Source organism: Nonomuraea sp. NPDC049378 (assembly GCF_055586745.1).
In genome coordinates this window covers 384,625-404,457 of the sequence record NZ_JBVJHP010000008.1, presented here as the reverse complement: position 1 = coordinate 404,457, position 19,833 = coordinate 384,625, and the positions used below count along the sequence as shown (strand labels likewise).

The window sequence follows — 19,833 nt, the reverse complement described above, 5'->3', positions numbered from 1 at the left end:
GGTCTGCTCCAGATGCAGAGAAGGGTCAAGAACGCTCGCCGCGCAGCTGCGCGACCGCGTTGGCCGCCGCCCAGCCGATCAGCGCGTCGAGATGGGGAGCGTTGGGTGAGGGGTCGTCGGCACGGGTGAAGACGCCCACGGCGTACCTGCCGCCGTCGGCGAACTCGACCACGCCGACCTCGTTGCGGACCAGCGGGAGGGTGCCCGTCTTGCCGCTGACCACGATGTCGTCTCCGGGGAACCCGCTGGTCAGCCGGTGCGGCCAGATCTGGTCGCCCATCCAGCCGCGGACCAGCGCGCAGGCCTCGGGCGCGGCCGCCTCGTCGCGCCAGATCCCGGCCAGCAGCCGGGTGATCTCCTCTGGCGTCGTCCGGCAGGTCTCATCGGGCACCAGAGCCCGCAGCGCCTGGAGGCGTTCCAGCGGCACCTCGGCCAGGTCCCGCTCGTCGTCGCGGTAGCTGATGCCGAGGTCCTCCTCCAGCGAGGCCAGGATCTCCGCGCAGTTCTGCGGCACGGCCGTCGCGGTGAGCCCGAGCTCGGCGAGCAGCGCCGCCACCCGGTCCTTGCCGACCCGGTCGATGACGAGGTCGGTGGCCACGTTGTCGCTGATCACGATCATCAGCTGGGCGAGGTCCCGGTACGAGATGACGGTGTCGTCGCGCTGCACCGACAGGCCGTACGGCGACGGCACGCCGCCCGGCGGCACGGTGACCCGCTCGGAGAGGTCGATCTCGCCGGCCACCGACTGGCGGGCCAGTTCGAGGGCGACCGGCACCTTGAGCACCGAGGCGGTGACGACCGGGGTGCTCTCCCCGACGCCCACCGACCTCCCGCCGGCCAGGTCGCGCGCGTGCAGCCAGATGTCGGCGCCGAGCTCGCGCGCGTGGTCGCGGATCTGGCCGGGGGTCGCCGCCCTGGCGGTGCTACGCGGCCTCCGGCGGGTCTCGACGCCGCACAGGTGGTCGACGGCCAGCCTGGCCACCGTGCCGACGCAGGCGTCCGCGGCGGGGATGCGGTACTCGTAGGAGTCGGACCGTACGAAGACGGCGACGGCGTACCTGCGGCCGCCGGTCTCGACGACGCCGACCTCGTTGCGCCAGAAGCGCAGGGTGCCCGTCTTGGCGCTCACCCGCGCGTCCGGCTCGGTGAACCCGGAGCGCAGTCGGTGCGGCCAGGCCTGCAGGCTGAGGATGCGGCGCATCTCGGCGCACTGCTCGGGAGGCGCCGCCTCGTCGTTCCAGATGGCGGCGAGCAGCCGGGTGATCTCGCGGGGGGTGCCCGCCTGCAGGGACCGCTCCGGGTCCACCGCGCGGGCTGCGCGCCAGACCTCGGGGCCGGCCTTCTCGTCCGGCACGTCCTCGTAGATGCTCTGGTAGATGTCGTCGCAGGTGCCGTCGACCCGGGTCGCGGTCAGGCCGAGCTCGCGCAGGGTGGCGTTGATCGCCTCGGTGCCGAGCAGGTCGACGAGCAGGTCCGTGGCGGCGTTGTCGCTGACGCTCATCATCCAGTACGCGAGGTCGCGCAGCGAGAGCTCGATCGGGTCGGCCATCACGGACAGCCCGGTCGGTCCCGCCGAGCGCCCCTCGACGGGGACGTCGATCCGTTCCGCGGGGTCGAGCCGCCCGTCGCCGAACCGCCGGAACAACTCCACCAGCACCGGAATCTTGAAGACGCTCGCGAGCACCACGAGCCCGTCCTCGCCGTACCCGATCTCCTCTCCGCTGTCGAGATCGACGGCGTGCGCCCAGGCCCGCGCGCCGACCGCGCCGAGGACCTGCTCCACCTGCTCTTTCACGCGTTTCTCCTGTCGTCTCAGCGCCGGCGGCGCAGGGCCCGGCCGGACAGGCGCCCGGTGGGTACGCCGTCGGCCAGCGCGGTCTCTCCGTTGACCACCACGTGCCGGACACCGGTCGCGTACTGGTGGGGGTCCTCATATGTCGCGCGGTCGCCGACCGTGTCCGGGTCGAACACGACGATGTCGGCGAAGTTGCCCGGGGCGAGCACGCCGCGGTCGCGCAGGCCGAGGTTGCCCGCGGGCAGGCTCGACATCCGGCGCACGGCCTCGCCGAGAGTGAGCAGCGACTGCTCGCGGACGTACGTGCCGAGGATCCGGGCGAAGCTGCCGTAGGCGCGCGGATGGGTGGGCACGCCGGAGTCGGGCGGTTCGGCGGCGAACGTGGGGGCGTCGGAGCAGACCGAGACCCACGGCTTGCGCAGGGCGGTGCGCAGCGCCTCCTCGTCCATCATGAAGTACATGGCGTGCAGCGCGGGCTCCTGCTCGACCAGCTGGAGCAGCATCTCCACGGGGTCGGTGCCGGCCGCGTCCGCCGCCTGCGCGAGGCTGAGGCCGCGGTGTTTCGCCACCGGCCCGTTCGGGTCGGGGAGCAGCATGACGCCGCTCGCGCCGCTCGCGGCGAGGTAGAGGTTCTCCCAGCGTTCCGACGGGGTGACGACGGCCGCACGGATGCGGGCCCGCTCGCCCGGGTCGGCGAGCCTGGCCGCGAGCGCCTCGTGGCCGCCGTCGTGGAACTCCGGCGGGATCGAGGCGGCGAGCTGGGTCTGCCCGGCGAGGTAGGGGTAGACGTCGGCGGTCACCGGCCGGCCCGCGGCCCTGGCGGCCTCGATGCGCTCGATGGCACGCGCCATCTTCGGCCAGTTCCGCCGTCCCGCGGTCTTGAGGTGGTAGATCTCCGCGTGCAGCTCGGCCCGGCGGCCGATCTCGATCAGCTCGTCGACGGCGTCGAGGAAGTGGTCGCCCTCGCTGCGCATGTGCGAGATGTACATGCCGCCGTGCCGCGCGACCACCTCGCACAGCGCCACCAGCTCGTCGGTCGAGGCGAAGCACCCCGGCGGGTAGATGAGCGCCGATCCCAGGCCCAGGGCGCCGTCGGCCATCTCCTCGTCGAGGATGCCGCGGACGCGGGCGAGCTCGGCCGCGGTCATCGGCCGGTCGTCCGCACCCGCGCCGATCATGCGCATGTTGTGCGCGCCGACGAAGCTCGCGACGTTCTGTGCCACCCCCTTGGTCTCGAGGTGGGAGAGGAACTCCGACAGGCGGTCCCAGGTCAGCGGCGGGTCGTCGGGCCCCATGCCGGGTTCGAGCTCGGCCCTGATCTCGGCGGTGAGCGGGCCGATCGAGATCCCCTCGCCGAAGACCTGGGTGGTGACGCCCTGGTAGAGGTCGGACAGGCCGCGGCCGTCCCGTTCCAGCGTGAAGTACGCGTGGCTGAGCACGTTCACGAAGCCGGGCGCGACCACCAGGCCCGTGGCGTCGAGCACGGGCGCGTCGGGATCGCCCCCGCCCGGGCCGACGGCGAGGATCCGGTCTCCCTCGACGAGGACGTCGGCCACGCGGCCGGGCCCGCCGCTGCCGTCATGGACTGTGCCACCGCGAATCACCAGGGTCGTCGACATGCGAGCATCCTGCGACGCCGGGACCACGCAGGAGTTCATCCGATCGCACGAAGTCGGCGGCCACTTTACGTCCCTCTCCACGAAGAGCCTGCCCGGCCGGTGGACTGCACTGGGCTCCTAGGCGTGTGCGGTACGACGACACGGAGGTCGAGCATGGAGAGCACAGCCACGAGGCGGACGCTGTTGAAGGCGTCTCTCGCCGGTGCGGGCGGGGCGGTGATGAGCGCCGTCGCCGTCCCGGGTGCGCGGGCCGCCTCGTCCGGCCGGCATCGCCCGGACTGGCACCGTCGCATCGACGAGATCGTCGCCGCCATCGAGCCGGAGGGCGCCGGCATCACCGTGGCCGTGAGCAAGAAGGGCCGTACGGTGTTCGCGAAGGGTTACGGCCTGCGCGACCGCGGCCTGCCCGACCGCTTCACCGGCGAGGACTTCTTCCGGGTCGAGCAGCTCGACGAGGTGCTCGACCTGCGGCGGGGCCGGCGCCGGGCCACCTTCGACACCGTCTACAACCTCGGCTCCATCAGCAAGGGTTTCACGGCGGCCGCGGTCCTGCTGCTCCACGAGCGGCGCCGGTTGTCGGTCCACGACCGGCTCGGCACGTTTCTCCCCGGTTACCGGCGGGCCGCCGACGTCACCTTGCTCCAGCTGATGCACCAGGTGACCGGCATTCCCGACTACAACCAATTTCCGCTGTTCCAGTCGGCGTACGACGCCTTCGTCGCCTCCGGGGAGACCGACCACTCGGCCGTCGTCACGAAACTGGAGTCGCTGCCGCTCCAGTTCGAGCCGGGATCGAAGTACGCCTACAGCAACAGCAACTTCCTGCTCCTCGCGCTGGTGGTGCAGAAGGTGGCCGGGATGCCCCTCGGCCGTTTCCTGCACCGCCACCTCTTCGGCCCTCTGCGGATGCGCGACACGACCCAGGGATATCCGGCGCGCGGCAGCCGGGACGTCGCCCTCGGCTACTACGCCGAGACCGACGGGGTGCACCGCGCGTACCAGTGGAGCCTGCCGTGGATGGCGGGCGCAGGCGGGCTGACCGGCAGCGCGCGCGACCTCGCCGTATGGAACGCGGCGCTGTCGCGGCCCGGCCTGTTCCGCCGGGAGACGCTGCGGATGATGTTCACCCCGAAGCTCGACAACTACGCGTGCGGCTGGGTCGTCCAGAAACACGACGGCAAGCCGTACGTCTGGCACAACGGCGGCATGGGCGGGTTCCGTACCATGAACGCCCTGTTCCCGGACCAGGACATCTCCGTCATCCTGCTGAGCAACGACCAGACCACCTATCCCGCGATCGACCGCAGCGCGCCCAAGGTCTTCGACGCCGTGCGAGAGATCTGGTAGCGACCCGTGCTCACGTACACACTCCGCCGGCTCCTCATCGCCGTCCCGGTGATCGTGGCGTCGACCTTCACCGTCTTCCTGCTCGTGACCATGGCGGGCGACCCGCTCGCGGGCCTCAAGGGCCGCAACCCGCCGCCGTCGCCGCAGGTGATCGCGGTCGAGGAGCAGCGCCTGCACCTGGACGAGCCGCCGCTGCAGCGGTACTGGACCTGGATCACCGGCGTCGTGCAGGGCGACTTCGGCCCCTCCGTGCGCACCAACGTGGACATCGGCCACGAGATCGCCGCCAGGTTCGGGGTCACCCTGCGGCTGATAGCCGTCGCGGTGCTCCTCGCCCTAGCGCTCGCCGTCGTGGTGGGCGTGATCAGCGCGGTCAAGCAGTATTCGGGCATCGACTACGGGTTCACGTTCGCCGCGTTCCTGTTCCTGTCGATGCCGTCGTTCTGGTTCGCCGTGCTGCTCAAGCAGGGCGGCATCTCCCTCAACAACCTCATCGGCGACCAGGTCGTGTACACGATCGGGGAGAGATCCGTCATCGTCGAGGGCGGCGCCTGGGCCCAGCTGGCCGACGCCGCCGGCCACATGGTGCTGCCGACGATCTCGCTGGCGCTGCTGTCCTTCGGCGCGTGGAGCCGGTTCCAGCGGGCGTCCATGCTCGACGTGCTCAACAGCGACTACGTCCTGTTCGCCCGCGCCAAAGGGCTGTCCAGGCGGCGCGTCGTCGTACGCCACGCCCTGCGCACGGCGCTCATCCCCATGACCACCGTCACCGCGCTCGACTTCGCGACGCTGATCTCCGGAGCCGTGATCACCGAGACGGTCTTCCAGTGGCGCGGGCTCGGCGAGTTCCTCGTCACCTCCGTCAACCAGCGCGACGCCTACGCGGTGCTCGCCTGGCTGCTGGTGGTGGCGGTCGCGGTCATCGTCTTCAACCTGATCGCCGACCTGCTGTACGCCCTCCTCGACCCCCGGATTCGCCATGAGTGACCACACCGAGGCGGCACCCCGCCCCCCATCGAGCGCGCAGGCGGCCGGCGCGGTGCGCCAGCGCAGCCAGGGCGAGCTGGTGCTCCGCCGCTTCCTGCGGCACAAGGCCGCCGTGATCAGCCTGGCGCTGTTCACCGCCGTCGTCCTGCTGGCCTTCGTCGGCGGCGCGCTCTGGCGCTACGACTACGCCGACATCACCTCGGCGGTGTCCGTACCGCCCTCGCTCGACCACCCGTTCGGCACCGACAACCTCGGCCACGACACGTTCGCCCAGGTGCTGCGCGGCACCCAACGCTCGATCGAGATCGCCCTGCTCATCGCGTTCCTGGCCGGGCTGGTGGGCACCCTGTGGGGGGCGTTCTCCGGCTACTACCGCGGCATCACCGACAGCGTGATGATGCGGATCGCCGACCTCGTCCTCACGCTGCCGCTGCTGGCGGTCGCCGCCGTGCTGACCCGCGCCACCTCCGGCTCCTGGTGGTTCGTCGCGCTCGTCATCGCCGCCCTCCAGTGGGCGTACGTCTCCCGCGTGGTGCGCGGCGTGGTGCTGTCGCTGCGGGAGAAGGAGTATGTCGAGGCGAGCCGCGCGCTCGGCGCCACCGACCGCTGGATCATCTTCCGGCACCTGATCCCCAACGCGCTCGGGCCCATCATCGTCAACGTCACCATCCTCGTGGCCGCCGCCATCCTCGTGGAGACGGCGCTGTCGTTCCTCGGCCTGGGCGTGCAGCCTCCCGACACCTCCCTCGGCCTCCTCGTCAGCGAGGCCGACACCGCGGTCAGCACCCGGCCCTGGCTGTTCTACTTCCCCGGCGCGTTCATCGTGGTGATCGCCCTGTCCATCAACTTCATCGGCGACGGGCTGCGCGACGCCTTCGACCCGACCCAGCGGAAGGTGCGCGCATGAGCGAACGTGAGGCGGTGCTCGAGGTCGAGGGCCTCACCGTGTCGTTCCCCACCGAGGACGGCCTGGTCCGCGCCGTCCGCGGGGTCAGCTACGAGCTGCGGCGCGGCGAGGTGCTCGGCATCGTCGGCGAGTCCGGCTCGGGCAAGTCGGTCACCTCGATGGCGGTGATGGGCCTGCTGCCGGCCTCGGCGCGGATCGGCGGCTCGGTCCGGTTCCGCGGCCAGGAGCTGATCGGCGCGCCGGACAGGCGCATGCGGGCCCTGCGCGGCGGCCGGATCGCGATGGTCTTCCAGGATCCGATGACCTCGCTCAACCCGGTCTACGCGGTGGGCGACCAGATCGCCGAGGCGGTCAGGGCGCACAACGACGTCACCGCCGCGCAGGCCCGCGAACGCGCCGTCGAACTCCTCGCGATGATGCAGATCCCGCGGCCCCGCGAACGCGCCCGCGACTATCCGCACCAGTTCTCCGGCGGCATGCGCCAGCGCGTCGTCATCGCCACCGCCATGGCCAACTCCCCCGACGTCATCATCGCCGACGAGCCGACCACCGCGCTCGACGTCACCGTCCAGGCCCAGGTGCTCAGGGCTCTGGAGACCGCGCGGGCCGCGACCGACGCCGCCATGGTGCTGATCACCCACGACCTCGGCGTCGTCGCCGGGGCCGCCGACCGGGTGCTCGTCATGTACGCCGGCCGCCCGGTCGAGCTGGGCGGCGTCGACGACATCTACTACACGCCGCGGATGCCGTACACGCTCGGTCTGATCGGCAGCCTTCCCCGGCTCGACGGCCCCCGCGGGGGCGAGCGGTTGACGCCGATCGCGGGATCGCCTCCGTCGCTGCTCGACCTGCCGCCGGGATGCCCGTTCGCGCCGCGCTGCCCGATGCGCCAGGACACCTGCGAGACCGCCGAGCCGGAGCTGGCCGCCTCCTCCGGCCCTGACCACCTGGCCGCCTGCCACTTCTCCGCCGACCTGGAAGGGCGGCGGCCCGAGGACGTCTTCACCGTGACGTCAGCCGACGATGCCGCTGGAGGTGCGTCATGACCGGGCAGCCGCTGTTGTCCGTGCGCGACCTGGTCAAACACTATCCGGTGCGCGGCAAGGGCCTCCTGCGGCGGACGACCGGCAACGTGCACGCCGTGTGCGGGGTGTCGTTCGACCTGCACCGCGGCGAAACCCTCGGCCTGGTCGGGGAGTCGGGCTGCGGCAAGTCCACCACCGGGCGGGCCGTGCTCAACCTGCAGCCGCCGACCTCCGGCCAGGTGCTGCTCGACGGCCAGGACCTCGGCGCCGTCACGGCCGCCGGCATGCGCCGCCTGCGCCGGCGCATGCAGATCGTGTTCCAGGACCCGTACGCGTCCCTCGACCCCCGCATGACGGTCAACGACGCGATCGCGGAGCCGCTGCGCATCCACGGCACCTACCGTCAGGACGGGCCCGACCGGGTGCGGGAGCTGCTCGGCAACGTCGGGCTCAACCCCGAACACGGCAACCGGTACCCGCACGAGTTCTCCGGCGGCCAGCGGCAGCGCGTCGGCATCGCCCGCGCGCTGGCGATGCGGCCCGAGCTGATCGTCCTCGACGAACCCGTGTCGGCGCTCGACGTGTCGATCCAGGCGGGCGTGGTCAACCTGCTGGAGGACCTCCAGCAGCAGCTGGGCCTCGCCTTCCTCTTCGTCGCCCACGACCTGTCCGTGGTGCGGCACATCGCCCACCGGGTCGCGGTGATGTACCTGGGCCGCATCGTCGAGATCGGCGACAGGGACGAGCTGTTCGACCGGCCCGCCCACCCGTACACCCGGGCGCTGATCTCGGCCATCCCGGTGCCCGACCCGCGGCGTGAACGGATCAGGGCGCGCGAGCGGATCGTCCTCGAAGGGGACATGCCGAACCCGGTCAGCCCTCCGAGCGGGTGCCGGTTCCGTACGCGCTGCCCGAAGTTCGCGCAGCTCACGACGGACGAGCAGAGGGCCTGCGTCGAGCAGGCGCCCGAGCTGGTCGACCGCGGCCACGGCCACCCGGCCGCCTGCCACTACGCGGAGGTCCCCGCCGTGTGATCGCCCCGGCGTTCAGGACAGGTCGGACAGGTCGAGGACGAAGCGGTAGCGCACGTCGTTGCGTTCGAGACGGTCGAGTGCCTCGTTCACGCGCGCCGACGGGAGCACCTCCACGTCGGCGGCGACGCCGTGCTGGGCGCAGAAGTCCAGCAGGGCGGCGGTCCCGAGCCGGCCGCCGCTGCCCGCGGAGCTGAGCTTCTTACGCCCGACGAGCAGGTCCATGGCCTGCAGGGTGACCTCCCCGAGGTGCCCGACGAGGCTGAGGGTCCCGTCCATGGCCACGAGCCGCAGGTAGGGGCCGAGGTCGTGCGGGGCGGGGACGGTGTCGATGACGACGTCGAACCGGTCCCGCGCCGCGGCCATCCGGTCCTGGTCCGTGAGGACGACGACGTCGTGGGCGCCGAGCCGCCGGGCGTCGCCGGCCTTGCCCGCCGACCGGCTGACGACCGTGGTCTCGGCGCCGAGCGCCACGGCGAGCTTGACCGCGAGGTGGCCGAGGCCGCCCAGCCCCACCACGGCGACGCGGGTGCCCGGCCCCACGCCGAGCGCGCTCAGCGGCTCCCAGACGGTGACCCCGGCGCAGAGCAGCGGAGCCGCGGCGGCGGGGTCGAGGCCGGCGGGGAGCCGGTAGGCGAAGCGGTCGCGGACGACGTACTCGCGGGAGTAGGCCCCCAGGGTGGTCGATCCGTCGTGGCGGTCGGTGCCGCCGTAGGTCAGGGTGGGGAACGCGTGGCAGAAGTTCTCCTGGCCGGCGCGGCACATGGCGCACTCCCCGCACGCGTCGACGATGTTGCCGACCGCGACGGGGTCGCCGGGGGCGAACCGGGTGACCTCGGGCCCGGTCTCGGTCACGACTCCCGTGAACTCGTGGCCGGGCACGACGGACGCGCCCGGCTCGCGGGGGGCGTGGACGGCGTGCAGGTCGGTGTGGCAGACGCCGCAGTGGTCCACGCGTACCGCGATGTCGTCGGGCCGCAGGTCGCGCCGTTCCAGGGACGCCCGCCGCAGCGTCGTCACGGGGCCGTCCGCGCGCCATCCCAGTGTGGTTCTCATCTGGACTCCTATAAACAGACTGTTCGGTTTATTTCACGATGGCACAGGGTATGCCCGCAGAGCAAACCGACTGTTCTGTTTGGTAAGCTCGCGCCATGGCCGACCCGCCCCTGACCTCGCGCGGCGCCGCGACCCGCGGCCGCATCCTCGACGCGGCGACCAGGGAGTTCGCCGAGCACGGCATCGCCGGGGCGCGCATCGAGCGGATCGTCGCGGCAGCTCGCACCAACAAGGCGCAGCTCTACGCCTATTTCGGCAGCAAGGAAGGGTTGTTCGACGCCATCTTCTACGGTTCCCTCGAGCGGATCACCAACGTCGTCCCGATCGACGCCACCGACCTCGCCGACTGGGCCGTGCGCCTCTACGACGAATATCTCCGCCGCCCCGACCTCATCCGGCTGGCCACCTGGGCGCGCCTGGAGCGGCGCCCCGCCGGCCACCTCGTCGACGACACCGACCGCCTCGACGAGCGCAAGCTGAGCGCCATCGCCGAGGCTCAGGCCGCGGGGGCCGTGCGACCCGGCGACCCGTTCGACGTGATGGCCCTGGTCATCGCGATGTCCATGGCCTGGTCGCCGGTCAGCAACGTCTACGCCGCGACCGCCGACGAACCCCCCGACGCGCACGAGCAGCGTCGCGCCCTGTTGCGCGAGAGCGTCAAGCGCGCCGTGATGACGTGAGCGCGCGCACCGGCGCGGCGACGCCGGCCCCCGGCCGCCGCGAACGCAAGAAGCAGGCCACCAGGACCGCGCTCCGCGACGCCGCCCTGCGCCTGGCCCTGCGCCACGGCGTCGACAACGTCACGGTCGAGCAGATCGCCGACGAGGCCGACATCGCGCTGCGGACCTTCTTCAACTACTTCTCCAGCAAGGAAGAGGCCATGGTGGCGCCCGTGTCGGCCGCCGCGGAGCAGCTCATCACCCAGTTCAGGGCCCGGCCGCGCACGGAGTCGGTGTTGCGGGCGTTCCGCGAGGCGGTGCTCATCGTCCTCAACGAGAGCGACGCCGTCAGCCACGACCACATCGAAGCGCTGCGGCTCATCCGGCGCGAACCATCACTGATGCCGCAGCAACTGGCCGTGCTCGCCGCCCAGGAGGAGACCTTCGCCGAGGCCATCGCCGAACGCGTCGACCCCCCGGGCCGCGACGGCTACTATCCGGCCGTGTGCGCGGCCGCCGTGCTTGCGGCGCTCCACGTCGTCCTGGACCGGTGGCTCGACCAGGCCGCGGGCCTGGACCACGCGTCCGCCACGGCCCTGCTGGGTCAGCAGTGCGACGCCGCCATCGCCGAACTCGCCGCCGGCCTGGACCGCCCCGGCTGCACCACCACGTAGGCCTCGCGACCACGCCGGCCACCACCACCCACGTCCCGGCTCCGCGACCACGTCGGGCTTCCCGCCGCCTGGACGGGGAGCGTGCGCCCCTCCCGACTTCCGCTCTACGGAAATCCCACTAAATCGTGATTTATCACACGTGATACGTTAAACGGGTCGTTTGTCCCTGTAGTGACACAGCCACCAAGAAAGGCAGAGTGTGCGAGCCGACGATCAGATCACTGACCGGAAGCTAGAAAAGGCCGACTTCAACGACATCTACGATCGTCCAGACCCCCGGGCGTACTACGACCGCCTCGGCAGCCTGGACTACGCCGTCCCCCACCACGGGCAGCGCGTCTTCCGCAAGGTGCTCGACGCGCTCGATGTGGACTCCCCGACCGTCGTGGACCTGTGCTGCTCGTACGGCGTGAACGCGGCGCTGATGAAATGCGACCTCACGCTCGACCACCTCTACGACCACTACGCCGACGACCAGGTGGCCCACCTCGCCCCAGAAGCGCTCGCCGACGAAGACCGCAGCTTCTACCGGAGCCGCCGACGGCAGGCCGCTCCACGGGTGATCGGGCTGGACACCGCCTCCTCAGCCGTCGACTACGCCGTACACGTGGGCCTGCTGGACGCGGGGGCGTCCGACAACCTGGAGCAGAACGACCCATCACCCGAGCTGGCGCAGATCGTCGGCGAGGCCGACCTCATCACGGTCACCGGCGGCATCGGCTACATCACCGACCGGTCGATCGACCGCCTGCTCGACTGCACGTCCCCCGACCGCCGCCCCTGGTTCGCCGCTCTCTGCCTGCGGACGGTCGACTTCACCCCCGTGGCCGACACGCTCGCCCGCCACGGGCTGATCACGGAGCAACTGGACAGCGCCACCTTCCCGCAGCGGCGCTTCGCCGACGACCTGGAGCGGGAGTTCGCCCTGCGGTCGCTGGCCGAGCAGGGCCTCGACCCCACGGGCAAGGAAGCGGACGGCGAGTATCACGTCAACGTCTTCCTCTCCCGCCCCAGCGAGGACGTCGCCATCGCGCCCATCGACGAGATCCTGGAGGACCTGGCCCCGCCTGACACCGCCTCCGCGACGAACCACCTGCTCGGCTGAGCCCGCCGGCCGGAGGCCGCTGCCACCATGGCCTCGGCCTCCGGTCACACCCTCACCCCAGCCGAAGCACCGTCATCCCCGGCCGGGCAGCCCCCACCCCGGCCGGGCCGGCTCTCGCGTCCGGCCGGACCTCGCCTCGCCGAACAGCCCCCCGCCTCCGGCCGGGCCGCTCCTCGACCGCCTCAACCAGCGAGCCGGCGCGCCACGTCCTCGCGGATCCCCGACGGCAACAAGGGCACCAGGCCGGCGCGGCAGGACGGCGGAGTCTGCGCCAGCAACCCGGCGATCGTGGCGGGCGGAAGGCGGCTCAGCGCCTGAGCCGCCGGGTCCTTCTGCATCGCGGCGACGGCGAGGCCGCTCTGCCGGGTGTCGATGTCGGCCATCGCCTCGATGGCCGCCGCCGAATGCCGGTCGTGCATCTGGCCCAGCACGAGCCCGCGGTGGTGGGCGTTCATCGCGAGGACCACCCTGGCCACCAGGCGCGGGTCGCGCACCTGGTCGAGCAGCCAGCCCGCGCGGGACGGGAGCAGCATCTGGAGGATCGTCGCGCTCTTCGCCGCCTGGCGGCACATCTCCTCGACCGCGGCGGTCGTGAACAACGTGTACCGCTCGGCGAGCAGCACCGCCGCCTCGTCGGGGGGCAGGGCGAGGACCATCGAACCCCGCTCCGCTTCGCCGGCGTCCGCCAGCGTCCGGCGTACGCGTCGCGCCGCCGCCCCGGCGCCTGCTCCCCCGCCTGCGGAGACGCCCCTGCCGCCGGCAACGCCGCCGTTCGCCCGTACGGCCCCGTCCGCCCCGGGCGGCCGGGAAGATCGGGCAGGATGGGGCGGCGTTGCCGTGGAAGCGCGCGACGGCCGCCGCGGCCCGGAGCCGGGATCGCCCCTGGCGGCCCCTTCCAGGTGCCGCGCCAGCTCACCGGCGGTCATCCGGTTGGCCGGGCTCTTGGCGAGCAACCGGTCGAGGGCCGGCTTGAGCCGGACCGCCCTGGTCATCGGGTCCGGGGGCGAGGTGAGGATCGCGAACCTGGTGGCCTCCTCGGTGCGCTTGTGGAACGGCGGGCGTCCTTCCAGGGCCGTGTAGAGGGTGGCCCCGAGCGACCACAGGTCGGCCGCCGGGCCCACCGGCGTGCCGCGTATGCGCTCGGGGGCGATGAAGTCGGGGGTGCCGACCACGTGGCCGAGCATGGTGATGCGCTCGTGGCCCTCGATGGTGGCGATCCCGAAGTCGACCAGGACGACCGAGCTGGAGGCGGTGATCAGGATGTTGTCCGGCTTCACGTCGCGGTGGAGCACCCCTACCGCGTGCGCGGCGGCGAGCGCGTGGAGCGCCTGGGCGCCGATGCGCGCCACGGCGGGCTCGGACAGCGGCGCTCGTTTGATGAGCTCGCCGAGCACGGTGCCCTGGACGTAGTCCATCACGATCCACGGGCCGTCGGGGGCGTCGAGCACGTCGTGAACGCGGACGATGCCGGGGTGGTCGATCCTGGCCAGCGCCTGCGCCTCGCGTTCGGCCCGCGCCCTCAGCTCCGGCAGGCGCCCGACGTCGGCGCGCACCTGCTTGAGCGCCACCACCCGGTCGAGCTTGCTGTCACGCCCACGCCAGACCCATCCCATGCCGCCGCTGCCCAGGGGCGCCTCGATGACGAACCGGCCGGCGACGCGCCTACCAATCATCGTTCAGCCCGGCGTACCCGGCCCGCCCGCCGGTCGCGGCCGTCCGTGCGGCGCGGTCGTCGCGGAGCTCGCGCAGGGCCTCGTCCTCGAAACTCCTGGTCACGTTGTCCTCCTGCCGCGGCGGCGGGTAGGAGGTGCCGGCGTCGCGGAAGGTGTCACGGGAGGCGTCGCGGAAGGTGTCGTGGGAGGTGCCGTGGAAAGTGCCCGTGTGCGGATCCTCCGCGGTGTACGGCCGGGTCGGGCCGTCCCGCCCGGCGCCGCGCGCGAGCCGCCTGTCGGCCTCGTTGATCTGGTCGATGGCGTCGTTGACCTCCTGCTTCTCCAGCGCCGCCACGATCGTGTCGTAGCTGCCAGGCCGCTGCATGAGCTTGACGAGGATCGGCAGGCACTCGATGAGCAGGATGAACAGGAACAGCAGGAGCCTCGCCGTGCTGAGGGTGGCGTTGTCCCGCGAGACCCTGCTGAGCGCCTCCAGCCGCAACATCAGGCCGTCGGACCCCGTGATCTCCTGGGCGAAGCCGTTCCGGAGCCCGGCCTGCTGCTCGGTCAGTTTGTCCAGCTCGGCCTGCACGGCGCGCAGGTCCTGCTCCGCCTGGGTCAGCCTGCTCGCCTTTCCCGCTTTCTGGGTGTCGCTGAGCTGCTGCCTGCGCTGCTCGATCTGCCCGTCGAGGTCCTTCGCCCGGTCGCGGGCCGTGATGTACGCCTCCTCCGCCGCCTTCGCGAGCGGACCTCGGCCCTTCTTCGCGCACTTGGGCGGTCCGATGTACAGCTGGCACTGCCATTCCTGGTAGGCCTTGTCGCGCTGCTTGACGGCCTGGGCCCGCGACTTGGTCAGCTCCTGGACGCGGGGGTCGGCGGCGGGGTCGAGCGGGCTCTCACCGCGTGAGACGATCACGGCTTCCAGTGCCGTGGCCGACTTCTCCAGCTCGGCGATGCGCCGGCCGGTCTCCCCCGCCTGCTGCGCGCGGGTGAACGCGTCTGTCCGTTCCTGCTGGATGTCGACGATCTCGGCGTCGATCTCAGGCTTGAAGATCTGCAGGACCAGCGGCGTGGAGATGACGGCCCCGAGCAGCAGCGCGAGGAGCACCCGGGGCAGGGCGAGCCAGAAGCGACGTCCGCCCTGGGCCGGCAGGGACGTGACGAGCCACCGGTCGAGGCTCAGGATCGCCACGCCCCAGACGAGGCCGATGAGGACGGCGAGCGGCGTGAACACCTTGAGCGCCGAGGCGAGGGCGAACGTCATGGAGATGGCGGCGACGCAGGCCGTGGTCAGGATGGCGCCACCCATGCCGTGGAATCTGGCGCGCTCTCCCCTGCACCTGTCCAGCACTTCGGGACGCGCACCCGACAGGACGATCAACCATCTACCGACCACACGCCACCCCGGGGGAAAGGGACAGGATGCCGCACAACCTATCCCGTGAGTAATCCCATGACTACCATAAACAACCGGCAATCATGACTTATAACAAGAGGATAAATGTCGGCTCACTCAGGAGCCTGATCCACCAGCCCGTCTCAAACTACCAGAAAACGGACAAACTATGATCAACTACATATTTCGCCAATGTGTTGAACAAGGTTAATCGCCGAACAGGGTCTTGAAACGGGCGGGGAGATTCTTGCACCATTTCGCAGAGGGCGGGTTGCGTGGCGAGCTCGCCGATCTGATCGTCTCATTCAGGGAACGGCTGGCCGTCGTGGAGATCGACGCCGCCGGCATACGTGTCTTCGAGGTCCGCGCCGACGAGGTCGGCACGGCCCACCACACGCGCAGAGCCTCCGCCAAGTGGTCCACCCTGACCGCCTCGGGCGACGAGGTCTTCGACGCGGTGCTCCGTGTCGCCCGCGATCTCGTCTCCGCCGACGAGGCCGATCCCGTGGTGATCGCGCGCTCCGCCGGCGGGCACGAGCAGGAGGCCGCGGTGCGCGCGCTGCTGCGGTGGCGCCCCTCGGCCCGGCTCATCGAGGCGCCGGGGGTGAAGGTCGGCGAGCTGCTCGGCGAGCTGACCGCCGGGGCACCCCTGCGCCAGACGTACGACCTGATCGTGGCCAGGGAACGCGCTGAGGACGGCAGGCTCGAACTCGTGGGCCGGCGGCTCTTCGGCGCCGGCGCGCAGCCCGGCGACGAGGCCCACGTGACCGTCACGTGCACCGACGCGGGCGGCATGGTGCTCGCCGTCTCCGCCTGGTCGGGCCCGCTCCGGCCGTCGGGGCTGGTGTCGGCCGACCACGCGCCGCTCCCGCCGGGGCGGCACCCGCTGCGGGCAGTGCTGGAACGCCCCGGCCTGGTCCGCTTCCCCGAGGTCCCCGGGCTCCGGCCGGACACGCGCCCGTGGGAGGAGATCGTGGCCACGCTGCCGGAGCGGCTCCAGCGCCCGCCCCGGCCCGCGCACCTGGTGTGCGCCATCGAGACGGCGGGCACGAGGGAGGAGTTCGAGGCCCGCTGCCACTGGGCCGGCTACGTCATCGACCTCCTCGCCGAACGCTGCCCCGACCTGCGGCAGCTCAAGGTGTCCGTCATGGGGTACGGCACCCACGTGTACGACACGAGGCGCGCGGACCGCAGCAGGCCGGCCGTCGCCGCCTGGTCGGCGTCCACGGCGCAGGCCCGCGCCGCCCTCGAGTTCCTGCGGCCCACCGCGCCGACCTACCCGAACGCCGCCCAGGTCGAGGACGTGCTCGCGGAGGTGCGCACCCGGCTGATCCAGCAGACGGAGGGCACGCGCACGGCGCTGCTCACCATCGGGGCGCGGCCCCCGCACCCTCCTCGGTCCGGCCTCGACCGGGTGCCGGCCTGTCCCGCGCGGCACGACTGGCTGGCGCTGCTGCGCGAGATGGAGCAGCGCCACGGCCTCCGGAGCGCGGTCATCTGCGACAGCCCGCCGGCCACCTCCACGTCGCCCTGGCACCGGCTCGGCGCGACCGCGTTGTTCCAGGTGGACGCGGTCAACGCGGAAGAGCTCGCGGTCCGGCTCGGCCTGGTGACCGAGCCGGCGAGAGTGCTCTCCCTTCCCTTCGTCTCCCAAAGTGAGGACAGCGGTGGCCGACACTGACTCCGTCCCTGACGACCCCGAGCGCGGCCGGGAGCCCGACATCGCGATGTGGGGAGCCTCGGGCAGCGGCAAGACCGCCTTCCTGGCGGCGCTGAGCATCGCGCTGAACAAGTCCCGTGACGCCGGCTGGAGGCTCATCGGCGAGAACGCGGTGTCGCGGACAGAGCTGGCGAAACTGCGCAACACGCTGCTGCAGGCGCGTACGTTCCCCGCCCCCACCGAGGCCCTCACCCACTACAGCTGGATGATCATCGGTCCGGCGGAGACACGCCGGCGATGGTGGTGGCCGTGGACGGCGCGCGCGGCGAGGGCGCCGAAGATCAAGCTCGACTTCCTCGACCTCCGAGGCGACCTGTTCGCCGAGTCGGAGTCGAACATCGACAAGAAGGCCCTGGTCGACAGCCTCGTCAAGAGCCGCGGGCTGATCTACATGTTCGACCCCGACCGTGAGGCCCGGGTGGGCGACGCGTTCAAGCACCTGGACGCCGCGCTGCACGAGGTCGCCGGCCGGATGCTCGTCGGCGACGAGTACGAGGACGGCAAGCTGCCCCACCACATCGCGGTCTGCATCACCAAGTACGACGACCCCCGGGTGCTGCGGATCGCGATGGAGGGAGGGTTCACGGAGCGGGACCCCACCGACGAACTGCGCATCCCCCACGTGCCCCCTGACCGCGTCCGCGACTTCTTCCGGCTGCTGTGCCACGAGGCCCACGACCACAACACGGAGATGATCCTCGACCTGATCGAGGCGTTCTTCCACAAGGACCGCATCAGATACTTCGTGACGTCGTCGGTAGGGCTGTTCATCGACGAGGATCTCGGCCGCTTCGACCCGGACGACTACCTGAACGTCATCGACAACGCCGGCGGCGGGCTGACGATCAGGGGCGCCATCCGCCCCATGAACGTCATGGAGCCCGTGCTCTGGCTCGGCCGGATGCTCCGGCCCGGCGCGATCGGGAGCAGGCGATGGGACGGCTGACCGCCCACTGGGCGATCCTCGGCAAGACGCCGGAGAGCCTCGACGACTACGGCGTGATCCGCTGCAGCGCGGGGGCGATCTCCAACGCGGAGTTCGGCATGTGGCTCAAGGCGTTCACCTCCGGCACCATGGAGCCCAAGGCCCTGCCCCGCGTGGCGACCAGCTACTTCGCCGCGGGCGGCGAGCCGTGGCTGGGGTTGTCCCTGCAGAGGGAGCCCGACTCCCAGGACGGCTTCCACCGCCCGTACGCGATGACGTACTACGTCTGCGTGCGCTGGGCGGACGTGGTCGCGGGCCGGAGCGCGGCGTCGTACCGCGCCCTGTACGAAGCGCTGGCCGGGGAGGACTTCTCCGGCGACGCGCCCTTCCGGCTCTCCCTCGCCGCCTACGACGAGCGGCACCTCGCCGCCCAGGTGAACGGCACGGCGCGGCGGGCGGCTGCGCTCCTGCTCACCGGGCGGCCCGTCTGCGTGGTGCGGGCCGGCCACCTCCCGCCGGAAGGGCGGCTGGACTTCCTCGACGCCGTGGCCGCGCTCCTCCCGTACGGGTTCCGCCACACGCTGGCGGTCTCGACCTGGACCAACAGCGCCTCCCGGCACCGGATCCGGCTCTCCTTCGCCGAGGTGCCGCCCACCCACGGCGCGTGGGAGCTGCCCTGGGAGGCGGATGACCGCCCGGCGTCGTTCCCGCCCCAGGCGCTGCTCTACGAGAAGGAGCTCGAGCGGTATCAGGGTGACGACCTCCGCGACCTGGTGGGGTGGCTCGGAACCCTGGTGGAGCCGCGCGACTTCGACGACGTGTCCGACCGCGCGGCGGCGTCCAGGCTGCTGCGCGGCCATGCCTCCGACGGGGTCGCGGCGTACGGAGGGCAGTCCGTCGTGCGCCCGCCGAGGCCCTCGGTGGAGCAGCTGCTGCACCAGTGCCGCGAGAGCATCGCGCACGCCGAGGAGCAGCGGCTCGGCGCGCTCAACGTGCAGCTGGCGGAGCGGGCGCGCGACCGGGTGACGGACCAGGACCGCAAGACGTACCGGGTGTTCATCAGGGCGAACCCGATCCGCCCGCCGGAGAGGCTGAGCGGTTCGGCCGCCGTCCGCGACTTCTTCGAGATCCTGCTGCGGTTGCTGTACGCGGCGCCGATGCACGCGGCGGACGTGGAGGAGATGCTGGTCGATCTGGGCGGCCAGCACCGCCTGGAGCACGGACTCTCCCCGGCGCTGCTCGCCGCGATGAGCAAGCTCCTGCCCGCGAGCGCTCCGTCGGGCAGGTTGCTCATCGCCTGCCTCCAGGGCTCCGAGCACCTGCACAAGGTGCTCGCCGTCATGTCGGAGGACGAGCTGTGCCACGTCGCCGTCCGGTCCCGCAATCGCAAGGTGCTGGAGATAGTGATCACCGAGGCGGACCGCCGCGCGCTGCCCACCGATCCGCGGGGCATGGAGGCCGTCAGGTACGCGCTGGCGCGCCACCGCTACCTCATCGAGGCGATCAGCTCCATCTGCGCGGCCGAGGAGAGCGTGCTCCGCTACCAGGACGTGCTCTGGGTGGGCCATCGCCGCTATCTGACGTCGGCCGACATCAAGGAGATCCTGGCGGACCTGGACAGCCCGCCCCGGACGTTCCTGCTCGCGATCATGACGCTCGGTGCGCCGGGAACGGCCCCGGCCCTGCTCCACACCATGGCCGGCGGCACGATGCGCGAGCTGAGCATGACCGGGACCCCCGTCGCCGACGCCGTCAAGGCCGGCCTCGACCGGATGCTCTCGCGGGACGGCGGCGGCGACGGCCGGACGGCGCGCCACGGCCGGCGCACCGGCCTGGGCCGGCTGGCGCCGGTTTCCACGCTCGGCAAGGCCCTCGCCGGGACCTCGATCGTCCTCGTCGCCGCCGCCGCGCTCGCCCTGTGGTTGTGGCTCTGAA

Annotated in this window: 14 protein-coding genes and 1 pseudogene; 10 read left to right on the top strand and 5 right to left on the bottom strand. The window is 71.8% G+C overall.

Translation table 11 applies throughout. From position 1 onward, the window contains the following. Nucleotides 1-25: 25 nt before the first annotated feature. Together ACZ6SA_RS20140 and ACZ6SA_RS20135 are read right to left on the bottom strand one after the other, a co-directional pair. Nucleotides 26-1,795 carry a serine hydrolase gene (locus ACZ6SA_RS20140; RefSeq protein ID WP_465829502.1) on the bottom strand — a complete coding sequence of 590 codons (1,770 nt, stop codon included), beginning with the start codon at nt 1,793-1,795 and terminating at the stop codon, nt 26-28. Nucleotides 1,796-1,812: 17 nt separating this feature from the next. Then, nucleotides 1,813-3,414 carry an N-acyl-D-amino-acid deacylase family protein gene (locus ACZ6SA_RS20135; protein WP_465829500.1) on the bottom strand — a complete coding sequence of 534 codons (1,602 nt, stop codon included), beginning with the start codon at nt 3,412-3,414 and terminating at the stop codon, nt 1,813-1,815. Nucleotides 3,415-3,567: 153 nt separating this feature from the next. Between ACZ6SA_RS20135 and ACZ6SA_RS20130 the strand changes: the two genes are divergently transcribed. The 4 genes and pseudogenes from ACZ6SA_RS20130 (at nt 3,568) to ACZ6SA_RS20115 (ending at nt 8,714) form a co-directional block, all read left to right on the top strand. Beyond that, the gene (locus tag ACZ6SA_RS20130; protein WP_465829498.1) at nt 3,568-4,761 is read left to right on the top strand and encodes a serine hydrolase domain-containing protein; all 1,194 of its coding nucleotides are present in this window, start codon (nt 3,568-3,570) and stop codon (nt 4,759-4,761) included. A gap of 6 nt (nt 4,762-4,767) precedes the next feature. Beyond that, nucleotides 4,768-5,748, top strand: a complete 981-nt coding sequence (locus tag ACZ6SA_RS20125; protein WP_465829496.1) for an ABC transporter permease — start codon at nt 4,768-4,770, stop codon at nt 5,746-5,748. Beyond that, complete coding sequence (locus ACZ6SA_RS20120) at nt 5,741-6,655, top strand: ABC transporter permease (protein ID WP_347647725.1); 915 nt, start codon at nt 5,741-5,743, stop codon at nt 6,653-6,655. The genes ACZ6SA_RS20125 and ACZ6SA_RS20120 overlap by 8 nt, the downstream gene beginning before the upstream one ends. Then, nucleotides 6,652-8,714 (top strand): annotated as a pseudogene (locus ACZ6SA_RS20115) (ABC transporter ATP-binding protein). The gene ACZ6SA_RS20120 and the pseudogene ACZ6SA_RS20115 overlap by 4 nt, the downstream one beginning before the upstream one ends. Before the next feature lie 12 nt (nt 8,715-8,726). On the opposite strand, the gene ACZ6SA_RS20110 reads toward ACZ6SA_RS20115, so the two are convergent. Beyond that, entirely contained in the window at nt 8,727-9,767 is a 1,041-nt protein-coding gene (locus ACZ6SA_RS20110) for an NAD(P)-dependent alcohol dehydrogenase (RefSeq protein ID WP_465829494.1), read from the bottom strand. A gap of 95 nt (nt 9,768-9,862) precedes the next feature. Between ACZ6SA_RS20110 and ACZ6SA_RS20105 the strand changes: the two genes are divergently transcribed. The 3 genes from ACZ6SA_RS20105 (at nt 9,863) to ACZ6SA_RS20095 (ending at nt 12,205) form a co-directional block, all read left to right on the top strand. Beyond that, nucleotides 9,863-10,447: a TetR/AcrR family transcriptional regulator gene (locus ACZ6SA_RS20105; RefSeq protein ID WP_347647727.1), complete on the top strand. Its 585-nt coding sequence runs from the start codon at nt 9,863-9,865 to the stop codon at nt 10,445-10,447. Continuing rightward, nucleotides 10,444-11,100: a TetR/AcrR family transcriptional regulator gene (locus ACZ6SA_RS20100; protein ID WP_465829491.1), complete on the top strand. Its 657-nt coding sequence runs from the start codon at nt 10,444-10,446 to the stop codon at nt 11,098-11,100. The genes ACZ6SA_RS20105 and ACZ6SA_RS20100 overlap by 4 nt, the downstream gene beginning before the upstream one ends. A 199-nt stretch (nt 11,101-11,299) precedes the next feature. Continuing rightward, entirely contained in the window at nt 11,300-12,205 is a 906-nt protein-coding gene (locus tag ACZ6SA_RS20095) for a class I SAM-dependent methyltransferase (protein WP_465829489.1), read from the top strand. A 182-nt stretch (nt 12,206-12,387) separates the two neighbouring features. Here ACZ6SA_RS20095 and ACZ6SA_RS20090 read toward each other — a convergent pair whose 3' ends face one another. Together ACZ6SA_RS20090 and ACZ6SA_RS20085 are read right to left on the bottom strand one after the other, a co-directional pair. Further along, the gene (locus ACZ6SA_RS20090) at nt 12,388-13,878 is read right to left on the bottom strand and encodes a serine/threonine-protein kinase (protein WP_465829487.1); all 1,491 of its coding nucleotides are present in this window, start codon (nt 13,876-13,878) and stop codon (nt 12,388-12,390) included. Then, the gene (locus ACZ6SA_RS20085; protein WP_465829534.1) at nt 13,868-15,208 is read right to left on the bottom strand and encodes a DUF4407 domain-containing protein; all 1,341 of its coding nucleotides are present in this window, start codon (nt 15,206-15,208) and stop codon (nt 13,868-13,870) included. Before ACZ6SA_RS20085 ends, ACZ6SA_RS20090 begins: the two co-directional genes overlap by 11 nt. Before the next feature lie 292 nt (nt 15,209-15,500). On the opposite strand from ACZ6SA_RS20085, the gene ACZ6SA_RS20080 reads away from it, so the two are divergent. Genes ACZ6SA_RS20080 through ACZ6SA_RS20070 form a run of 3 tightly spaced genes read left to right on the top strand, consistent with a single transcriptional unit; the run spans nt 15,501 to nt 19,832 of the window. Then, a complete protein-coding gene (locus tag ACZ6SA_RS20080; protein ID WP_465829485.1) occupies nt 15,501-16,934 on the top strand; it encodes a hypothetical protein in 1,434 nt (477 codons plus the stop codon). Beyond that, entirely contained in the window at nt 16,921-17,919 is a 999-nt protein-coding gene (locus tag ACZ6SA_RS20075) for a hypothetical protein (protein WP_347647733.1), read from the top strand. The genes ACZ6SA_RS20080 and ACZ6SA_RS20075 overlap by 14 nt, the downstream gene beginning before the upstream one ends. Next, nucleotides 17,907-19,832 carry a hypothetical protein gene (locus tag ACZ6SA_RS20070; RefSeq protein ID WP_465829483.1) on the top strand — a complete coding sequence of 642 codons (1,926 nt, stop codon included), beginning with the start codon at nt 17,907-17,909 and terminating at the stop codon, nt 19,830-19,832. The genes ACZ6SA_RS20075 and ACZ6SA_RS20070 overlap by 13 nt, the downstream gene beginning before the upstream one ends. The last annotated feature ends 1 nt before the right edge of the window (nt 19,833 follow it).